General features: G+C 58.4%; 15 protein-coding genes and 2 tRNA genes. 13 read left to right on the forward strand and 4 right to left on the reverse strand.

What is annotated here, in order from left to right; translation table 11 throughout:
• Nucleotides 1-459: 459 nt before the first annotated feature.
• A tRNA-Met gene (locus RVU70_RS05935) sits at nt 460-536 on the reverse strand.
• Nucleotides 537-803: 267 nt separating this feature from the next.
• Between RVU70_RS05935 and RVU70_RS05940 the strand changes: the two genes are divergently transcribed.
• The 11 genes from RVU70_RS05940 to RVU70_RS05990 all read left to right on the forward strand — a co-directional run bounded on the left by RVU70_RS05940 (nt 804) and on the right by RVU70_RS05990 (nt 12,397).
• The gene (locus tag RVU70_RS05940; protein ID WP_363350161.1) at nt 804-1,679 is read left to right on the forward strand and encodes a phosphoribulokinase; all 876 of its coding nucleotides are present in this window, start codon (nt 804-806) and stop codon (nt 1,677-1,679) included.
• A 12-nt stretch (nt 1,680-1,691) separates the two neighbouring features.
• Nucleotides 1,692-3,686: a transketolase gene (tkt, locus tag RVU70_RS05945; protein WP_363350162.1), complete on the forward strand. Its 1,995-nt coding sequence runs from the start codon at nt 1,692-1,694 to the stop codon at nt 3,684-3,686.
• A gap of 19 nt (nt 3,687-3,705) precedes the next feature.
• Nucleotides 3,706-4,788, forward strand: a complete 1,083-nt coding sequence (gene fba / locus RVU70_RS05950) for a class II fructose-bisphosphate aldolase (RefSeq protein ID WP_363350163.1) — start codon at nt 3,706-3,708, stop codon at nt 4,786-4,788.
• A 97-nt stretch (nt 4,789-4,885) separates the two neighbouring features.
• The gene (rpe, locus tag RVU70_RS05955) at nt 4,886-5,566 is read left to right on the forward strand and encodes a ribulose-phosphate 3-epimerase (protein WP_363350164.1); all 681 of its coding nucleotides are present in this window, start codon (nt 4,886-4,888) and stop codon (nt 5,564-5,566) included.
• 64 nt (nt 5,567-5,630) lie between these two features.
• The gene (locus RVU70_RS05960; RefSeq protein ID WP_363350165.1) at nt 5,631-7,232 is read left to right on the forward strand and encodes a Na+/H+ antiporter; all 1,602 of its coding nucleotides are present in this window, start codon (nt 5,631-5,633) and stop codon (nt 7,230-7,232) included.
• 104 nt (nt 7,233-7,336) lie between these two features.
• A tRNA-Gln gene (locus RVU70_RS05965) sits at nt 7,337-7,411 on the forward strand.
• 367 nt (nt 7,412-7,778) lie between these two features.
• Entirely contained in the window at nt 7,779-8,210 is a 432-nt protein-coding gene (locus RVU70_RS05970) for a hypothetical protein (protein WP_363350166.1), read from the forward strand.
• On the forward strand, nt 8,207-8,680 hold the full coding sequence (locus RVU70_RS05975; RefSeq protein WP_363350167.1) for a helix-turn-helix transcriptional regulator: 474 nt from the start codon (nt 8,207-8,209) through the stop codon (nt 8,678-8,680). Before RVU70_RS05970 ends, RVU70_RS05975 begins: the two co-directional genes overlap by 4 nt.
• An 18-nt stretch (nt 8,681-8,698) precedes the next feature.
• Complete coding sequence (locus RVU70_RS05980) at nt 8,699-9,241, forward strand: hypothetical protein (RefSeq protein WP_363350168.1); 543 nt, start codon at nt 8,699-8,701, stop codon at nt 9,239-9,241.
• Nucleotides 9,242-9,509: 268 nt separating this feature from the next.
• On the forward strand, nt 9,510-11,051 hold the full coding sequence (locus tag RVU70_RS05985) for a DEAD/DEAH box helicase (RefSeq protein WP_363350169.1): 1,542 nt from the start codon (nt 9,510-9,512) through the stop codon (nt 11,049-11,051).
• An 830-nt stretch (nt 11,052-11,881) separates the two neighbouring features.
• On the forward strand, nt 11,882-12,397 hold the full coding sequence (locus RVU70_RS05990) for a hypothetical protein (protein WP_363350170.1): 516 nt from the start codon (nt 11,882-11,884) through the stop codon (nt 12,395-12,397).
• 119 nt (nt 12,398-12,516) lie between these two features.
• Here the strand turns inward: RVU70_RS05990 and RVU70_RS05995 are convergent, their stop codons facing one another.
• Together RVU70_RS05995 and RVU70_RS06000 are read right to left on the reverse strand one after the other, a co-directional pair.
• Nucleotides 12,517-13,074 carry a recombinase family protein gene (locus tag RVU70_RS05995; protein WP_363350171.1) on the reverse strand — a complete coding sequence of 186 codons (558 nt, stop codon included), beginning with the start codon at nt 13,072-13,074 and terminating at the stop codon, nt 12,517-12,519.
• Between the two features lie 158 nt (nt 13,075-13,232).
• Nucleotides 13,233-13,922: a hypothetical protein gene (locus RVU70_RS06000; RefSeq protein WP_363350172.1), complete on the reverse strand. Its 690-nt coding sequence runs from the start codon at nt 13,920-13,922 to the stop codon at nt 13,233-13,235.
• A gap of 426 nt (nt 13,923-14,348) precedes the next feature.
• Between RVU70_RS06000 and RVU70_RS06005 the strand changes: the two genes are divergently transcribed.
• Together RVU70_RS06005 and RVU70_RS06010 are read left to right on the forward strand one after the other, a co-directional pair.
• A complete protein-coding gene (locus RVU70_RS06005) occupies nt 14,349-14,819 on the forward strand; it encodes a hypothetical protein (protein WP_363350173.1) in 471 nt (156 codons plus the stop codon).
• A 2-nt stretch (nt 14,820-14,821) separates the two neighbouring features.
• Nucleotides 14,822-16,168: a primase-helicase family protein gene (locus RVU70_RS06010; protein WP_363350175.1), complete on the forward strand. Its 1,347-nt coding sequence runs from the start codon at nt 14,822-14,824 to the stop codon at nt 16,166-16,168.
• Nucleotides 16,169-16,271: 103 nt separating this feature from the next.
• On the opposite strand, the gene RVU70_RS06015 is transcribed toward RVU70_RS06010, so the two are convergent.
• Entirely contained in the window at nt 16,272-17,825 is a 1,554-nt protein-coding gene (locus tag RVU70_RS06015) for a DUF6538 domain-containing protein (RefSeq protein WP_363350176.1), read from the reverse strand.
• Nucleotides 17,826-17,937 lie beyond the last annotated feature (112 nt).

Here is a 17,937-nt window from a genome sequence, read left to right on the forward strand (position 1 = left end):
GGTCCTCAGCGCATTTCCCTTCTCAACAAATCGGCCGCGGCGATGACCCATCGCCTCGTTGCGTTTATATCCATTGAGGTCCACTCCAGCCCGCCGGCCCCGATGAAACGGTTCTCGACTCTTTCCTGCACGCTGATTTTTGCGCTCAACGCATCGACGGCCCTGCCGCGCGTCCGTCACGAGCCTCCCGGGTCCGACCAAGCTTTCTGCGCCTTTGAAGCGCAGAAGGCGGTGGCGCGACGCCACCGACTGGCCGCCAGCGGGAGCGGCTCCGACGCCTTGGGGATTTATGCAAATCCGCAAATGAGCCTGGAAGCGGACAACGCTTTCGATGCTTGCGTCCGAAGACAGACTCGGTAGCGCGGGCTTGTACGCGCGCGGGCGGTCTCGAGATCAGTCGACATGGTCGGATCAAAGAGCGCGAAGCCGCAGATCTTTGACGGATGGTTGCGCGGGCGATGGTAGCGGAGGAGGGATTCGAACCCCCGACACAAGGATTATGATTCCTCTGCTCTAGCCGACTGAGCTACTCCGCCCCGACTGTCTTGACGCAGCCTTTCTGGAACGCGAGCGATATAGGTCGGCGCCGCGCGCCAAGTCAAGACGCTAGGTTCGCCGCGCCCGAAAAAGGCGCCCCCGCTCATCCGAGCGGGCGCCGACAGGCGATCAAAGTCCCGACCGCGCGGCTTTCGGCGCCTCAAGAGCCTTTTCTTTGCCGGTCCGGCATGCGACAAGCCGGGCGCGGCCGACCTAAGGGCGGGTCACGCCGCAAGCTCGACAGGAACTCTCCGGATAGCGCGCCCATGTCGGTCAAACACCCCATCATCTCGATCACCGGCTCATCCGGGGCCGGCACGAGTTCCGTCAAGCAGACTTTCGAGCAGATTTTCCGGCGCGAGCGCATCGAGGTCGCCTATGTCGAAGGCGACAGTTTCCATCGCTACAACCGCGAACAGATGAAGGTGAAGATGGCCGAGGCGCAGGCCGGCGGCGTCTATCATTTCAGCCATTTCGGCGCGACCGCCAACCTCCTCGTGGAGCTGGAGAATCTCTTTCGCGAATATGGCGAGACCGGCTCCGGCCGCTATCGCCATTACGCGCATGACGAGAACGAGGCCGCGGTGCTCGGCGTGCCGCCGGGCGAGTTCACCGATTGGGAGGAGTTGCCGCCCAATACGGACATCCTCTTCTACGAGGGCCTGCACGGCGCCGTGGTCACGGACGAGGTCAACGTCGCCCGCTACGCGGACCTCAAGATCGGCGTGGTGCCGGTCATCAACCTCGAATGGACGCAGAAGCTTCACCGCGACCGCCAGGCGCGCGGCTATACGACGGAGGCCGTCACCGAGACGATCCTGCGCCGCATGCACGATTACGTGCATTACATCTGCCCGCAGTTTTCCGAAACCGACATCAACTTCCAGCGCGCGCCGACGGTCGACACCTCGAACCCTTTCGTCGCGCGCTCCATTCCCACCCCCGACGAATCCATCGTCGTGATCCGCTTCCGCGAGCCGCGCGGGGTTGATTTCCCCTATCTGGTGGCGATGATCGCCGGAAGCTGGATGTCGCGGGCAAATTCCATCGTCATCCCGGGCAACAAGCTCGATCTTGCGATGCAACTCATCCTCACGCCGAGGATTCTCGAACTCGTCAAGCGCCGCAAGAGCGCGACGTGAAAGTTTAAGGACATGTCAGACGCACTCGAAGCCGCCCCGACCGCCGACACGCGCTCCTGCGCCAACGCCATCCGCGCGCTCGCCATGGACGCCGTGGAAAAGGCCAAATCCGGCCACCCCGGCATGCCGATGGGCATGGCCGACGTCGCGACGGTGCTGTTCCAGCGCTTCATGACCTTCGACGCCAGCGAGCCCAATTGGCCCGACCGCGACCGCTTCGTGCTCTCGGCCGGTCATGGCTCGATGCTGCTCTATGCGCTGCATTATCTGCTCGGCTATCCGGGCATGACGCGGGCGGACCTCGAGAATTTCCGCCAATTCGGCGCGCCGACGGCGGGCCATCCGGAATATGGCCATGCGCCCGGCGTCGAGACGACGACCGGCCCGCTCGGCCAGGGCCTCGCCACGGCGGTCGGCATGGCCATTGCGGAGCGTCTCGCCGCCGCCCGCTTCGGCGACGATCTCGTCGACCACAACACCTATGTCATCGCCGGCGACGGCTGCCTGATGGAAGGCCTGAGCCATGAGGCGATCGACCTCGCCGGCCATCTCAAGCTGTCGCGCCTAGTCGTCCTGTGGGACGACAATTCGATCTCCATCGACGGCCCCACCGATCTTTCGACCTCCATGGACCAGTGCGCGCGCTTCGCCGCCGCAGGGTGGCATACGCAACGGGTCGACGGCCATGATCCGGAGGCGGTCGCGGCCGCGATCGCGACGGCGAAGGCGGACCCGCGGCCCTCGATGATCGCCTGCCGCACGGTGATCGGCTATGGCGCTCCCGGCAAGCAGGGCAAGGAATCGGTCCATGGCGCGCCGCTCGGGGCGGAGGAAGTCGCCGCCGCCCGCGCCGCGCTCGGCTGGCCGCACACGCCCTTCGAGGTGCCGGAGACGATCCTCGCCGCCTGGCGCGCCGCCGGACGCCGGGGCGCCGGGGCGCGCGAGGCCTGGGAAAAGCGCTGCGCCGCCTCGGCGAAGGGCCGGGCCTTCGCAACCTTTCTGAAAGGCGACGTCGCCTCGGAGATCGCCGGCCCGCTCGCCGACTTCCGTACTGCGCTCGCCGCAGAAAAGCCGAAGGTCGCGACGCGCAAGTCCTCAGAAATGGCGCTGACGGTCATCAACGCCGCGACCGACGCCACCATCGGCGGCTCGGCCGATCTGACGCACTCCAATTTCACCATCACCAAGGGCATGGGGTCGGTTCGCCCCGATGATTTCTCCGGCCGTTACATCCACTACGGCGTGCGCGAATTCGGCATGGCGGCGGCGATGAACGGCATCGCGCTGCATGGCGGCTTCGCGCCCTATGGCGGCACCTTCCTCGTCTTCTCCGACTATGCGCGCGGCGCCATTCGCCTCTCGGCGCTCATGGGCCTGCGCGTCGTCTATGTGCTGACCCACGACTCGATCGGGCTCGGCGAGGACGGGCCGACGCACCAGCCGGTCGAGCATCTCGCTTCGCTGCGCGCGCTGCCCAATCTGCTCGTGTTCCGCCCCGCCGACGCCATCGAGACGGCGGAGTGCTGGGAGCTGGCGCTGGCGCAAGCCCATACGCCGTCGGCGCTGAGCCTCTCCCGACAGAACCTGCCGACGCTGTCGCGCCCGGTCACTGAAAATCTATCTGCGAAGGGCGCCTATGTCTTGCGCGAGCCCGAGGGCGGTCGCGACGTGACGATCCTCGCTACGGGCTCGGAGGTCGAGATTGCGCTGGCCGGCGCCGACGCCCTCGCCCAGACGGGCGTGAAGGCCGCCGTCGTCTCCATGCCCTGCTGGGAGCTTTTCGAGGCGCAGCCGGCGAGCTATCGCGCGCAGGTGCTGGGCGCGGCGCCCCGCGTCGGCGTCGAGGCCGCTGTGCGGCTCGGCTGGGACCGCTGGCTCGGCGACAACGGCGCCTTCATTGGCATGTCCGGCTTCGGCGCCAGCGCGCCGGCTTCGGCGCTTTACAAACATTTCGGAATTACCGCCGAGGCCGTGGCCGAAGCGGCCCGCACCCTAATTAAGGCTTAAGAGATCAGCGGAGGCGACTATGGCTCTGATTACCCTGCGGCAATTGCTCGACCACGCCGCCGAGCACGACTATGGCGTGCCCGCCTTCAATATCAACAATATGGAGCAGGGCCTCGCCGTGCTCGAAGCGGCCTCCGCCGTCGACGCGCCGGTCATCATCCAGGCCTCGCGCGGCGCCCGCAGCTACGCCAATGACATCATGCTCGCCAAGATGATCGAGGCGCTGATCGCCATGTATCCCGATATCCCGATCGTCATGCATCAGGACCATGGCAACAGCGAAGCGACCTGCGCCAGCGCCATCCGCTTCGGTTTCTCCTCGGTGATGATGGACGGCTCGCTCAAGGCCGACGGCAAGACCCCGGCCGACTATCGATACAATATCGACGTGACCCGCCGCGTCGTCGATCTCGCCCATTGGGTCGGCGCTTCGGTCGAGGGCGAGCTCGGCGTGCTCGGCTCGCTCGAAACCGGCGAAGGCGAGAAGGAGGACGGCCACGGCGCCGAGGGCAAGCTTTCTCACGACCAGCTGTTGACCGACCCGGCGCAGGCCGAGGATTTCGTCGCCCTCACCAAGGTCGACGCGCTCGCCATCGCCATGGGCACCTCGCACGGCGCCTATAAATTCACGCGCAAGCCCGACGGCGCGATCCTCGCCATGAACGTCGTCGAGGAGATCCATCGTCGCCTGCCCAACACCCATCTCGTCATGCACGGCTCGTCGTCCGTGCCGCAGGACCTGCAGGACGCCTTCAACGCCGCTGGCGGCGAAATGCCCCAGACATGGGGCGTGCCGGTCGAGGAGATCCAGCGCGGCATCAAATTCGGCGTGCGCAAGATCAACATCGACACCGACTGCCGCATCGCCATGACGGCGGCGATCCGCGCCACGCTCGGGAAGCACAAGGGCGAGTTCGACCCGCGCAAATATCTGAAGCCCGCCCAGGAGGCGATGGTGAAGGTCTGCCGCCAGCGCTACGAGGAATTCGGGACCGCCGGCTGGGCTTCGAAAATCAAGCCGATCCCGATGGCCGAGATGGCCAAGCGCTACGCCAGCGGCGCGCTGGACCCGCAGTTCGGGACGAAGAAAGCGGCGGAGTAAGCCGCCGCGGCGCTGATCGTTAGCGTCCCTCTCCCGTGCGCGGGGGAGGGCCAGGGAGGGGGTTCGAGCCGCCTCCCCTACTCGCCTTCAGGACTGCATGCCCGACGTCGTCATCGCTCCCTCGATCCTCTCCGCCGACTTCGCCAGGCTCGGCGAGGAGACGCGCGCCATGGAGCTTGCAGGGGCGGATTGGATTCACCTCGACGTGATGGACGGGCATTTCGTGCCCAACATCACCTTCGGCCCCGGCGTCGTCGCCGCGCTGCGACCGCATACGCGCCTGCCGCTGGACGTGCATCTGATGATCACGCCGGTCGACCCCTATATCGGCGCCTTCGCCGACGCGGGCGCCGACGTTATCACCGTTCACGCCGAGGCGGGGCCTCATCTGCACCGATCGCTGCAGACCATTCGCGCGCGCGGAAAAAAGGCTGGCGTGTCGCTCAATCCGGCGACGCATGAGAGCGCGCTGCAATATGTCCTGGACGACATCGACCTCGTGCTGGTGATGAGCGTCAATCCCGGTTTCGGCGGCCAGACCTTCATCCCGTCGCAGCTCGACAAGATCCGCGCCATTCGCGAGATGATCGGGCGCCGCGACATCCGCCTCCAGGTCGACGGCGGCGTGACTCCCGAGACCGCCGCGGCGATCGTGGACGCCGGCGCCGACGCGCTCGTCGCCGGCTCGGCCGCCTTCCGTGGCGGCGGGTCGCAATATGCCGCCAATGTTGCGGCGCTGCGCGCGGCGGCGGCGCAGGCGGGCGCGATTGGGGTCTGACGCCTTTTCAATTGGCGGCGCTTTTGCTTTAGCCTGGCCCTGTCTTTTCGCGAGCTGACGCAAGATGATCGCCCACGCTCCCTTTGTCATTGTGCTCGCGCTGCTCGTGGCGGCGGTCATCCTCTCGATCCTGGCCAAGCGGCTCGGCATGCCGCCGGCCGCCGCATATGTCATCGGCGGCATGGCGCTCTCCTTTGCGCCGCAGCGGCTGCCTTTCGAGATCGATCCCGAATTCATCATGGTGCTGTTCCTGCCGCCGCTGCTGCAGTCGAGCGCCTATTTCACCGTCTGGCGCGACTTCAAGGCCAATCTCCGGCCTATCATGATGCTGGCCATCGGGGCCGTGATCTTCACCACGGCGGTCGTGGGCCTGGTCGCGCATTGGCTCGTGCCGGCGATGCCGCTCGCGGCCGGCTTCTGTCTCGGCGCCATTGTCTCGCCCCCAGACGCCGTGGCCGCCAAGGCGGTGCTCGCGCGCCTTCCCGTGCCCGAAAGAGTGGTCACCATTCTGGAGGGCGAAAGCCTCGTCAACGACGCCTCCGGCCTCATGCTCTATCGCGTCGCGACGGCGGCGGCGTTGACCGGTCTTTTCGACTGGTCGGACGCGGCGATGATGTTCGCGCAATTGACCGCGGGGGGCCTCGCCGCCGGCGCCGCCGCCGGCGTTTTCGTCAATTTCCTCATGGCGCGGCTGCGCGACACGCAACTGATCATCATCACGAGCTTTCTCTCGGCCTGGGCGACCTATCTCGGCGCTGAGGCGTTGCATGCGTCCGGCGTCCTTGCGGTCGTCACCGCCGGCCTCATCATGGGCTGGGGCCAGCACGCCATTCTCGACGCCGAGAGTCGGCTGGAGGCGCAGGCGGTCTGGCGCTCGGCGGTCTTTCTGATGGAAGCCGCCGTCTTCATTCTGATCGGCCTCGCCCTGCGCAAGGTCGTCGAAGAACTGGGCGGCTTCGGCCCCGCCCTGACCTCGGCGCTCCCCCATGCGCTCGTGGTGACCGCAGCGATGATCGCCGCCCGCTTTGTCTGGGTCTTTCCGGCCACCTATCTGCCGCGCCTGCTGATCCCGGCGATCCGCGCCCGCGATCCCTTTCCGCCGCCCTCCATCCCGGTGATCATCGGCTGGGCCGGGATGCGCGGGGTCGTCAGTCTCGCCGCCGCGCTGGCCTTGCCGATCGGCTTTCCCGAGCGCGGCTTCGTCATTCTGACCACCTTCGTCGTGATCGCCGTCACCGTGCTGCTGCAGGGCGCGACGCTCGGACCGCTGGTGACATGGCTGAAGCCGACCGCGCCGGCCGTCGGCCCGAATCCGCCCCTGGGGGACCACGCGGCGAGGGAAAAAGTCTATTCCGCGGCGCTGGAGCGGATCGAGGCCGAAGTCGACGACGACGGCGCGCATCTCCATCCCCGGCTGATGGAGGAATATCGTCGCCGCGTCTTCATCTACCGCAAGAACCACGAGGAGCGGGAAGCGCTGGTCGACGTGCGACGAGCGCATTTTGAGATGGCGCTCGAGGCCGTCTCGACCGCCCGCGACGAGCTCCTCCGCCTGCACCGCCTCGGCTGCGTCCACGATTCGACGCTTCATGCGGTCGAAGCCGAGTTGGACCTCGAAGAGGCGCGTCTGAGGCGGCTGTCGGGGGAGCGCTCGAACGGCCATTGAATCCGGTTTCGAGGACGGCGGCGAGGCGGGGCGGGGGCAGGCGCGAGCGAGACGGCTCCCGGGTTGCGAAGCGGCTCCCACGGCATTAAGGAGAGCGGGCGCTTTGGGGCGTCGCCAAGTGGTAAGGCAGCGGATTTTGATTCCGCCATACGGAGGTTCGAATCCTCCCGCCCCAGCCAGAGCCAAGGTTCTCCAAAAAATAGAGTATTATCAAGCGCTTAGTCTCTTTAAAACAGGCCTTGGTACCCCACTGGTACACCAAACTAGGCACCGCTGTCTGTGTTATGGGAGGCCTTTAAGAAAGCCAAGGGCGTTCTGAAAGGCTAAGTTGATCGCGCTGCCAGGACGCCTCACCTGTGGGGGTGCTAAACCAATAGGCAGCTCCACTCCTCACAGCCTGTTGACTTTTAAGTCATGATTTATGATCTAACAATCGAGAAGGCCGAAGCTCTAAGAAAATGCGAGCGGGAAGGCAAACTCCTTGAAGTGTCTGGCTTGGTCCGAGCGAGGTCGATCCGCAGGCGTGTGTGGATCAGAACAAGTCTGATGCAGGAACTGTTCGGCAAAAACGGGGGCGAACCGCAACATTGGGCGGCTGCCGATGTGCAAGCGTTCCTCAAGCGCTTTGTACAAGGGGAAAAAATGGTCATGATTTTTGCCGAACGTGGCCTAGGCGCATTTCCTGATTTCAAATTGACCAAGGGAGGCGGAAGTCCATTTTTTGAAATCAGGTTTGATCTCGAACCGAATCGACCACCGCAGGTTCGGCTTTTCGGTCGATTCATCGCCACGGATTGCTTTGTCATAACGTCTATCGGCGAGAAGGGGCCAACCGACACAAAGGGAAAGACTAAAACCATCGATGTGGCAGCGCATAGGAAGGTGTGCCAGAGGACGTTCGACAATTGTGACTTGACTCGAACGCCTTGGATTCCGGACCCGGAGGGATCCATGTCTAGTGTGGAGATTGCAAAATGAAGCCGAAGCAGCAAACGGTTGCCAGAAAAGAAAAGCAAAAAGCGACCACACAAGCAGTTTCTGCTTTTGAAAAAAAGGTTGCCATCGCGTTCCTGACCCAACAGGTCCTTTCTGCTTTTTCAGCCAAGCTGATCCAACTCAATAAGCAAAAGGGCTGGGGACAAGCAGACTTGGCCCGGCGTTTAAACATCGATCCTAGCCAAATCTCGAGGTGGCTTGCAGGAAGGCAACCGAACATGTCGCTTGAGTCGACTGCGTTGCTAAGCCTTGCAATGCAGTGCGAACCCTCGTTTGAGCTCATAGACTTAGAGGTTGTTGAGGAGCGAGGAGCGGAGATCGAACTCGAGGCTGAGGCGTTGGATTGGACCTGCGAGATAAGCGACGATGACGAGTGGGGGACCATCAATGAATTTGAGAACGAGGACTTACAGACGCTTGAGAATTACTACGAAGTAGAAGAACTGTGCTGAGATTGAAAGCAAGTACCGATGGCCAAAGGAATTACTAACGCTGCGGCTGAAAATGAACCGCCTATCCGGATCTTGCCTGGAGCAATTATCTGCGATCACGTTAAAGATGATCCGCATTCGGGTCTCACGCTCTTGGGCGCTCGAGTGGGAGTTATGTTGGTTCCGAGGTCTCCAGGAGCTGAATACAAGTTTCGTGTTGTATTGCCTATAATGCACAAGACAGCTGGCGATTATGTTATCCGCATGATCGCTGCTGCAGGAAAAAAACAGCTCTTCTCTGGCGCTTTGAAAGTAAAAGCTGACGGTAAGAATGGGGTAGGTTACGTAAATACTCCCCCCTTCAAACTGCGCCTTGAGGCACCCTCCGTGCTAACGATCTCCTTTGGAGTGGAAGGCTTTCCACTGCGTCCTGCAATTGTATTGGCCTTGATTAATGAAGAAAAGGAAAAAACTATGAGTGAAATACCTCCGCTTGGAACGCCGACGAATCAGGCCGTCGAATCGAAAATCGTAAAGGCTAAGCCGAGGCGAACTAAAATCTCCTCTACTCCGCAGAAATGATAGTTGCATAACTAGCTGATCTCAGCCTGGCACACCCACCACGAAGGCATATGCTTCTCCCGCCGCAGCCAGGCGCAAACTAATTTGTTTTTATTCAATAAAACCCGAGATTTACTATCAGGTGACCGCCCTTGGTACATCAACGAGTATCCAGACATGATGCCAGTCCATTCCCTGCGAAGCCGCCGACTTATCAATGCCGCCGGTAACCCTGCGGGGGTATAGTCTCTGTCCCGATCTAACGACAGTCTTTTGATTCAGGCGCACCATGAAATACGAACTGCCGAGCAGCCATGGCCTCCCTCATGAGATAGTCTCGAACCCAGAGCTTGTTCCGAGAACCGCCGAGGGGGACCCATCGTTAACTGACGTTCAGTTTGCCGCCTTAGAGGCTGGTGTTGCCCGTGGGGCATCTTTGCTCGTGGTAGCGCCTACCTCAACCGGGAAAACCCTTATAGGCATTTGGGCCCTAGCAAGTTGGTTGAAGAGCGATCCTAGACACCACGCGGTCTACCTGGTTACCCACCGCGCATTAGCGGCTCAGAAGTTCGAGGAGTTGGATGCCCTGCTAAGACCGTCTTGCTTTCAAGGCGACGGAAGCTGCATCGTTTTAGCTGATGGCGACTCGATAAGGGATGGAAATGGAAACACTCCGATCGAGCCATTAAACGTTCCGGTATTGGTAGCGACCTACGAAAAGTATCTTGCCATGCTGGCCGGCAGCGGCATTAGGGAAGACATGTCCCATTGCGCTGTCGTCTGTGACGAAATCCAGATTATTGGAGATCAGCACAGAGGTAAGCAGATCGAAGTCCTAATGACTATTTTGAGGATGGCGCGATGGGGCCAGGTGGTTGGTCTTTCAGCAGTCCTGGAGGCCTCCGATGCAGAAGCGTTGAGCAGCTGGCTTGACGTACGGCTCATCAGATCCACCCAACGAGAGAAGCACTTAAGGTATGAGTGTCGCAGGCCTGACCGGGTCCAGCTCTTCGAAACGACGCGGGATAACGGCGACATAACTGAGGAAGCTCGCGGGCGTGAGCGAAGCATCGACACTATAGGAATCGTAAGGGAGCTCCTAGCTGAAGGCGATTGTCTGCCGGTAGTTGTGTTCTGTATGACAAAGAATAAAGTCTTTGAGTTAGCGCAGGAGTTCGCTGAGTCCAAAGGCGTAACTGTGGGGCCGCGTGTTAGCATCCATGAGGAACTCGCGGACGCGACCACCTCGGCGCTAGAGCTTACGAGCTACCTTCAGCATCGGTTCGCCTACCATTCGGCCGATCTCTTGCAAGCAGAACGTGCACTGGTCGAAAAGTCTATAAAGGCTGGTGATGTCGATGTGGTCTTTTCAACAAGCACTTTGGCTGCGGGCGTCAACTTCCCGTTCCGAACGGCAGTTTTTGATAGCTGGAAAAGGTACAATCAGAGGACACAGATACATGAGCCGATCCCGGCGAGTGATTTTCAGAACATGGCTGGGCGCGTGGGCCGCATGGGTTTTGAGGGAGACTATGGCCGAGTTCTATTTACAGCAGAGAATGGATTTCGAGAGCGGGCGGCAAATGTTTACTTATCGCCGGATTTAGTTAGTCAACTAGAATTACGCCTGCGCCCGGAGGCATTCACTCATCTAGCTCTACAACTAGCTTCGTCCGGCATTTGCAAGACTAAAGCAGAGGTTGAATCGTTTTTGACGGGAACCTTGAGCGCAGAGCGGGAGCGGGCACGCAACAGAGCAGGATTAGCTCACTGGCAGCAAGCGGTATCAAGTTCCATCGACGAACTAAAAGCTTGGGGCTTCTTACTATGAGTTTATTGTACGCAACGGACGTGGGCAAAGCAGTGGCGGCCAGCGCCCTCCTGCCCCAAACTGCTGCTTATCTTCTTGAATACCTAGCAAGTCGTGGACCGAGACTAGCTGGTCTCTTACCCTCTGATGATGGAAACGTAGGGGAGCCTGATAAGCTTGCATTCTGCTTATTCCATGCATGTCTGTGTTCACCAGAGTTTTCGGGAGTTCAAGGAACCCGTTTCATCCCGTATCACTTGGCCACAAACCAAGTGAATGCTCTTGCAGACCAGTGCCGACCTCTTCTGGTTGACGGAGGGAGGTGGGAAGCGAACAAATCGGCCGCTAATGGTTCAAGTTTGTTAATCTCTTGGATCAACGGGGAGCACATACCCAGTTTGGAGCGAATGTATCCAGGACTGCGCGCAGGCGTCATACAGACGCTTTGCCACGATGTTAATTGGTGCCTCACGGGTATCACGAACATTCTGGCGATAGCTACCCGGAGTTCACTCCCCGAAGCCGAAAGACCGACAGCTTTCAGACGTTTGTCTCCTGACGAACTCAGTCGCTTGAGATCGCTTTTGCCTTCGCTGCGCCTACTCAGTCGACGATTAACCGTAGGTCTTCCCGATAACATTTTATGGATGATGGATCTCAAGTCTGAGAACGGGCGGCCGCACATCCGGCGTAGGGAAGCTATAGAGCTAAGATCCGCGGGTTTCTCGTCTTTCAACCACTTTCGGCAGCGCACAAACTGGCCTGCTCTAATCTCCGTGTTCAGAAGCCTCGGAATCAGAGATGCGCAGGGTCATGCGGAAATCTTGCAGCGTTTGGCTAACGAATGGCACATGAAGCAGCGAGTTCGTTGTCTTTCCCAGCAGAGAGTAAGCTTAACCGGTGAAGATCGTCTCCTGTTAGAAAATCTCTACGCAACACGGGACTTGGAATTTCAGAGATCTTTAGAGGCTTTGCTGAATCGAGCTGGACTCAGCTTTACTCTTTTCGATGACGGCACGAGACCGGGGGCATTCGATTATCTATTGCACGTGGGGGAAAGACCAGATCTGGTCATTGAGTGCAAAACCAAACAGAACAACGGACTAGTTGACTTAAACAGTGCCCGCGTCGTGCTTGCCAGCGCCTCGCAATACGGTTTCGACGAAAACTTCTGTATAACTGTCTGTCAGCCGGGGATTGATCCAAATGTGCCGGAGCATCTGCAGGGGTGTGCAAAGCTAGCTGTGGTCGAAACACACGACCTTGCTGCCGGATTAGTTAAGGTCATAGCGGGCGTTATGACCCCCGCGCAGCTTCACGATTGGCTGAGCCAGCCCGGCCAAGCAACTGTAGAAACTATGGGTTGAGCCTTGGAGACGCTAAAAATCCAGCAAAAACTTGTTAAGCCCTTTTGTGGTGCGTATCTTCTTCGTTTCCCCCCTCCCACGTCGGTGGCTAACATCGCTCTTTGAGGGGTGGATTAAGACTAGTCGCTGCGCATGTCGTTGAGGATGCGATAGACGCTCGCTCTACCGATTCCAACCTCGTTCGCAATGTCTGACGGTCTCTTACCAGACTTATACAAGCTCATAACGGTTGACGACTTCGCTCGTGCGGTTGTGGCTCGTCCCTTGTATTTCCCTTCCTGCTTAGCTTTTGCTATCCCTTCCCGCTGGCGTTCAAGCATTATTTCTCGTTCAAACTGGGCTATCGAGCCAACCAGATTGATCAACAAACGTCCTGTCGGCGTGTCCGTGTCGAGGTTCATGGCAAGGATACGAAGAGAAGCGCCCTTGTCCTCAAGCCGCCCCATGATCTTTACAAGGTCAGGAACTGAGCGGGCGAGCCTGTCGAGCTTGGTCACAACCAGTGCGTCACCTTTACGGACGAACTTGAGCACCTTCTCCAACTCGTCTCGCCGCTGGACTGAGGACACCAGTTCCTCGAAGACTTCGTCACACCCACACGCCAGCAAGTCTCGGCGCTGGGCCTCCAAGCCCGCCGCCTGCTCCGTGGTGCTGGTTCGTGCGTATCCAACGAGCATTGACTCCCTCCTGTCTCATACGATGCACCACATTGTGAGAATAATGGCGTCTCAAGTCAAGTGCCATTCTTGTGAGACGGCTTTTCGTCGTTTTGCGGTGACCCACACGGGCAGGGCCATGTGAGACATTGGAATTCTTGCGGAGATCGTCGTGCTTCTCATCCGTGTCCAGGAATGTGCTTTCGGACGAACTCAATCACGGCAGAGCGATTTGACTTCAACTCTTCCTTTTTTAGACCCTTGCTTCGGTTCACAGCTACGCTTGGGATGCCTCTGGCGTCGCAGGCGGCTTTCCCTCCGCCCTCTGCTTGGCTGGCCCACAATCCTATGAAAATGACAGCGCGGGGCTTCAGTAGGTCCAGCCATCGCTGGAAATGCAAAGTTCGGCAGGTAGCGGCAGTCGCCTTGTTTGGCGGGCTGTATTTTTGGCCGGCCCTACTTGTGCGGCAGCGAACCAGATTGCAGTAGGCAATCTCCTCCAGAACAAGGCCGCATTCCACCAGAGGAAAATACTGCCCATGCACTGGCCAGGTCGGAATGAAATCGTCTAGGAGGCCTTGCAGATGTGAGTAGCTTGCGACCGTTTCGGTATCGCGCAGGGCTCGGAGGGCTGCGGTGTAAACCCGGTCTGCATCTCCCAACCGTTCGTTTGGCAAGCCAGGGTTCTGCCCGACCAGCAAGAGCTTACTGCGATCGTAGTGGCGGCCTATGTAACCCGGCTGCGGGACGTTTTCGTTCGAGTCTCGTAACAAATTCTTGTCAGTGGCGGCATTGCACTCAGCGCACTTGAGAACCTTAACGAACTCCTGATGCCAGGGCACATCTGCAATAGGGTCTTCGTCTATCATCCTTTGCCTCCCCGGCGAGCTAAGTAGCCAGCTCAGTCGACTAAGCAAGACACTCAGTGAACGCCTAAGAAACTTGGGAAGACGCTAACCCGTCTCCGTGTTGCTCAATCGCAACATAAGCTCGCTGACCTGAAGAACAAGCATTAGAATCAGTATTGAGTGAGTTTTTCTTCGTTCGCTAAAACGTTTCTGTCCTTCTTAGGACGGATACAAAAAGCGAATGGAGATCGAATGGAAAGAAGTTGCAAGGTGTCTGGATGCTTGTCGCCAGCGAGTGGATACGGAGTTTACTGCTCCAAACATAAAGCTAACGACAGGCGTCATGGCGACCCCAACCAAAAAGGGGTTACAACAGCAGAGCTTAAACCGTATCGAGCCATGGTTACCGCCCGAATCCATAAAAACATCCAAAGTTCCGTTTGGCAGATGGCCGATCAAAGGTGGAACGCTGTAGTCCAACTGGCGGAAGGCATCCTGAACCGATTTGCAAGCGGTAGGCCAGGGATCGGCTGGGAGCGGAAGGCCGCTGTGGAGGTAGTAAAACTCTCCCGAAACGTAGCTGCTAGGGAAGTCGTCGAGAACGTGCTGGCAATGTATCTGATGCTGGACATGGAACCACGGCGGTTCGTTACTGATAGGGCGTTCAGAACCCAACTGGTAAGAAGGGTGCGTGGTCTCACGAGAATAAACGCCCGAGAATGGGTGGACCAAGATTCTGGCAGGCTCAAGCGAGTATACACTGAGTTGCCCCCAAGGGTGACACGTTCAATTGGAGAGTGGCTTGCTTCCGCCTTAGGGGGCATCGGAGTCTACCTTGCCAATCTAGAAAGAGAGGAAGTCCGAGGTAGGGATCGAGAAGCACGGGAACTGACCGAGGCTTTAGAGGGGGTGCGGTGACAATGAACGTTCACGTTAAGGAGACTACGATACTGCCGCTGGAAGATGCCCCAGAGTTCAAGAAATTGGTCAGTCAAGTTCGGAATGAGTTGGTAGAGAAGTTTGCTTGGTCTGCCCAGCACGACGGGATCGTGTATCGCCAAGACCCATTAAAAGCTCCACCGATGAAAGACGCTACTTTCAACCGGATTTCAAGGAGCGCACATTCTTTTCTCTACATAAACAAGAAGGGAAAGAAAGACCGATGGTATGAAAGTTTCGAGGACGTATTGAGTGCCCTGGACGATCCTGACAGTGACTTTGGTTTCGTCATGGCGGAAGCCGTGGAGTTTCTTCCGGGTCAAAGCGAACTAAGCAAGGACGGCTTAGGCAGGTTGGTCCTGAACCTATGGCGAGCGCCCCCTTGGCAGATCATCGCAGATGCTGAACCACCGCAACCGCTTCTCATTCACCTTGCATACCTCTTTGATGGGGACCAGCAGGCTGTAGATCACATCCTGGACTTCATGGCACACCTCCTTCAACGGCCGGAGGAGCGAGTTAATCACGCCATTCTGTTGACGAGCGAGGCCAAGGGCATTGGTAAATCCACGCTTGGAACGATTGTACGGCGGCTCGTTGGCCAGAGGAACAGCCGAGTCGCTCAGTCGAAGGACTTGAAGAGTTCGTTTGACGGGTGGCTCGTGGGACAGCTCATCATTCAGGTAGACGAGATTTACGAATACGGAAACTGGGATCTAGCCAACAAGCTGAAGCCGATCATTACGGAGCCGACTGTCAGCGTGAACATCAAATACGGCCCAGAGATGGAGGTTCAGAACTTCGCCAGATTGTTAATGTTCTCCAATCACGAAGCTCCCATCGACCTTGAGGAGGGTGATAGGCGGTACTTCGTGTTCAACAGCAAAGCCCAACCGAAGGACACGCTCTACTACGAGGAGCTGAATGCCTACATCGACTCGAAAGAGGGAATGAACGCCATCTACACCTTCCTGATGAAACGTGATTTATCCCGGTTTAAGCCCTTTGCTCCACCGCCACTCACGGAGGCGAAGAAGGCGATCATCAAAGCAAGCGGCAGTCCTCTCAAGCATTACATTGCCGAGGTGGTCGCCAATGGGCATCTAATGAGGGAGTTGCGGAGAGAATTTACCTTAGACGAGTTGGTGCGGCAGCTGACAAAAGAGGGGTACGGGCAGCAGGTAAAGAACACAAAAGAACTCGGAATGGCCCTTAAAGCGGCAGGGGTCACTCAGGGGAGGCGTGGATCGGGCGAAAGGCGCGTGCGGGTCTACATCCTGCCGGAACCTGTCGAACCGATGGCCTCGATTGAAGACGCCGAGTTTTAAGGGAGGAGTTTAGGGACCACGGCGGGCAGCTCGGTCACAGAGACCTAACCGACCGAAAACAAGGGCGTAAATGAGAGCCCGAGTAGCGGCCAAGGAGGGGCGACTATTCGGGTTCTCGGCCACTCTTGTTTCTGATTGGAAGCGTCACCGATTCAACACAAGCCTGCTTGGCCGCTAAACTGGTATCCCCGGCATAACGGCCCATGGTCATACCAAGAGGCATGTCCTCCTTTGAATGCCCAATAACCTCGGCAATCGTCCAAGGCGAGTAGCCGGTAGCACCGTTGTCGAGTGCATCGGCTGCTTTCTTGGAGAACCATCGACGGAAGCTGTGGAAATCAACCCTCGATTGTCGTGCTCCAGGGAGCCTGTCATCAACACCGATCCGCCTTCTGTAATCGGTGAAGCGTTTGGAGATTTTTTGCGACCGCTCGACCGGACTCCCTTCTGCTGGCGTCGGCAGTTCGTCGAAAAGGAAGGAGTCTAATGGTTTACCCTTACAACGCCGCTCGAAGATGTGGAATAAAGAAGAGTGTATTGGTACTTCTCGCTCGCCTGCAGGGGTCTTCGCCAACTTGACATCGATGACTCCGTTCTGAACATCTCTTATCCGCAACTGAGCAATTTCCTCGACCCGCATTCCAGATAGCGCCGCTATGAAAATTGCGTCCATAAGGTACTCGGGAGGATCGTTAGAGATAAGCTTCAAAACTTCCTCGTCCGTATAAGGCCGCTTCTTTTCTTGCTTGGAAACACGACGCTCCGGCAAGGATTGGCCCTGCCATACGTTGTCTTCAACATGACCCTTTCTACGCAACCATTTCCAATAGGATGACAGGCAGGAAATGTCCTTGTTAGCGGTCCGCCAGTGAGCGCCTCTTTCTACAAAGGCTTTTGTCACGTAATCACCAGCCGCTTTTCTGGTGACGGCTTCGATTGTTAGAGCGTGCCCGTTGAGACCCAGCCATCTGTCCAACTTCAAAACTGCCCTACGGTAGTCGATCTTCTGTCGAGGCTTCATGGAAGATTCGGCCAACCACTGGTTGATAAACGTGACAAGTAGCGTTTCCTCCCCTGAAGCTATCTTGTAGAAAATCGAACCAGCCCCTGGGTTACCTGCCTCTGACAATTCTTGTGCCCGTTCCGAAATAAGGGAACGCATCACCATTGGGCCATCGGCAACCACCTCGCCCCAAGGAGCTATCTCCTGCCCGTAGCTAGGGTCCTTCAGAGCTCGCTGCAGTTCTTTCCTGTAATCAAGTGCATCCCGGACAATGGGGTTTTGTAGTGAGCCGCTTCCCGTTTCCAGTTGCCTTTGCGCAGAGGCGATCACCTCCCTGAATTCAGCGACCACGTTCCAGCGTAACGCATTAGCTTTCGCTAAGCTGTCGGTTTTCAAGGGTCGAACTAACTTAGCTTTTCCGACGATGTGCCGTACGGGCGCAGGTACCTTAACCTGAACACGCCATTGGTTACCGTGCTTTTCCAAGTATCTTTTGTCGAGAGCCATCTGCGCCGGTTCTAAAGCGAATGTACGCCACGGGTACACCAATCTGGTACACCATAAAAAGCCTATTTGAAATGGATAATCAATACTTTCAATTAGAAAAATGCCTATGACGTAGGCTCCTCCCGCCCCAGCCAAGGTTTTCTGCAAGTCTCGGTTCTGCCTTCAGCTGTCCGGCGCTCGACGTGGGCTCGTGGCCCGCGTTGTCACATTCACCGACGGATAGGCTTCGGCGCGCGATTGAGGCTCCGCCGTGAGCTAC

Origin of the sequence: Methylocystis echinoides, from assembly GCF_040687965.1 — a bacterium.
Taxonomy (GTDB): Bacteria; Pseudomonadota; Alphaproteobacteria; order Rhizobiales; family Beijerinckiaceae; genus Methylocystis; species Methylocystis echinoides_A.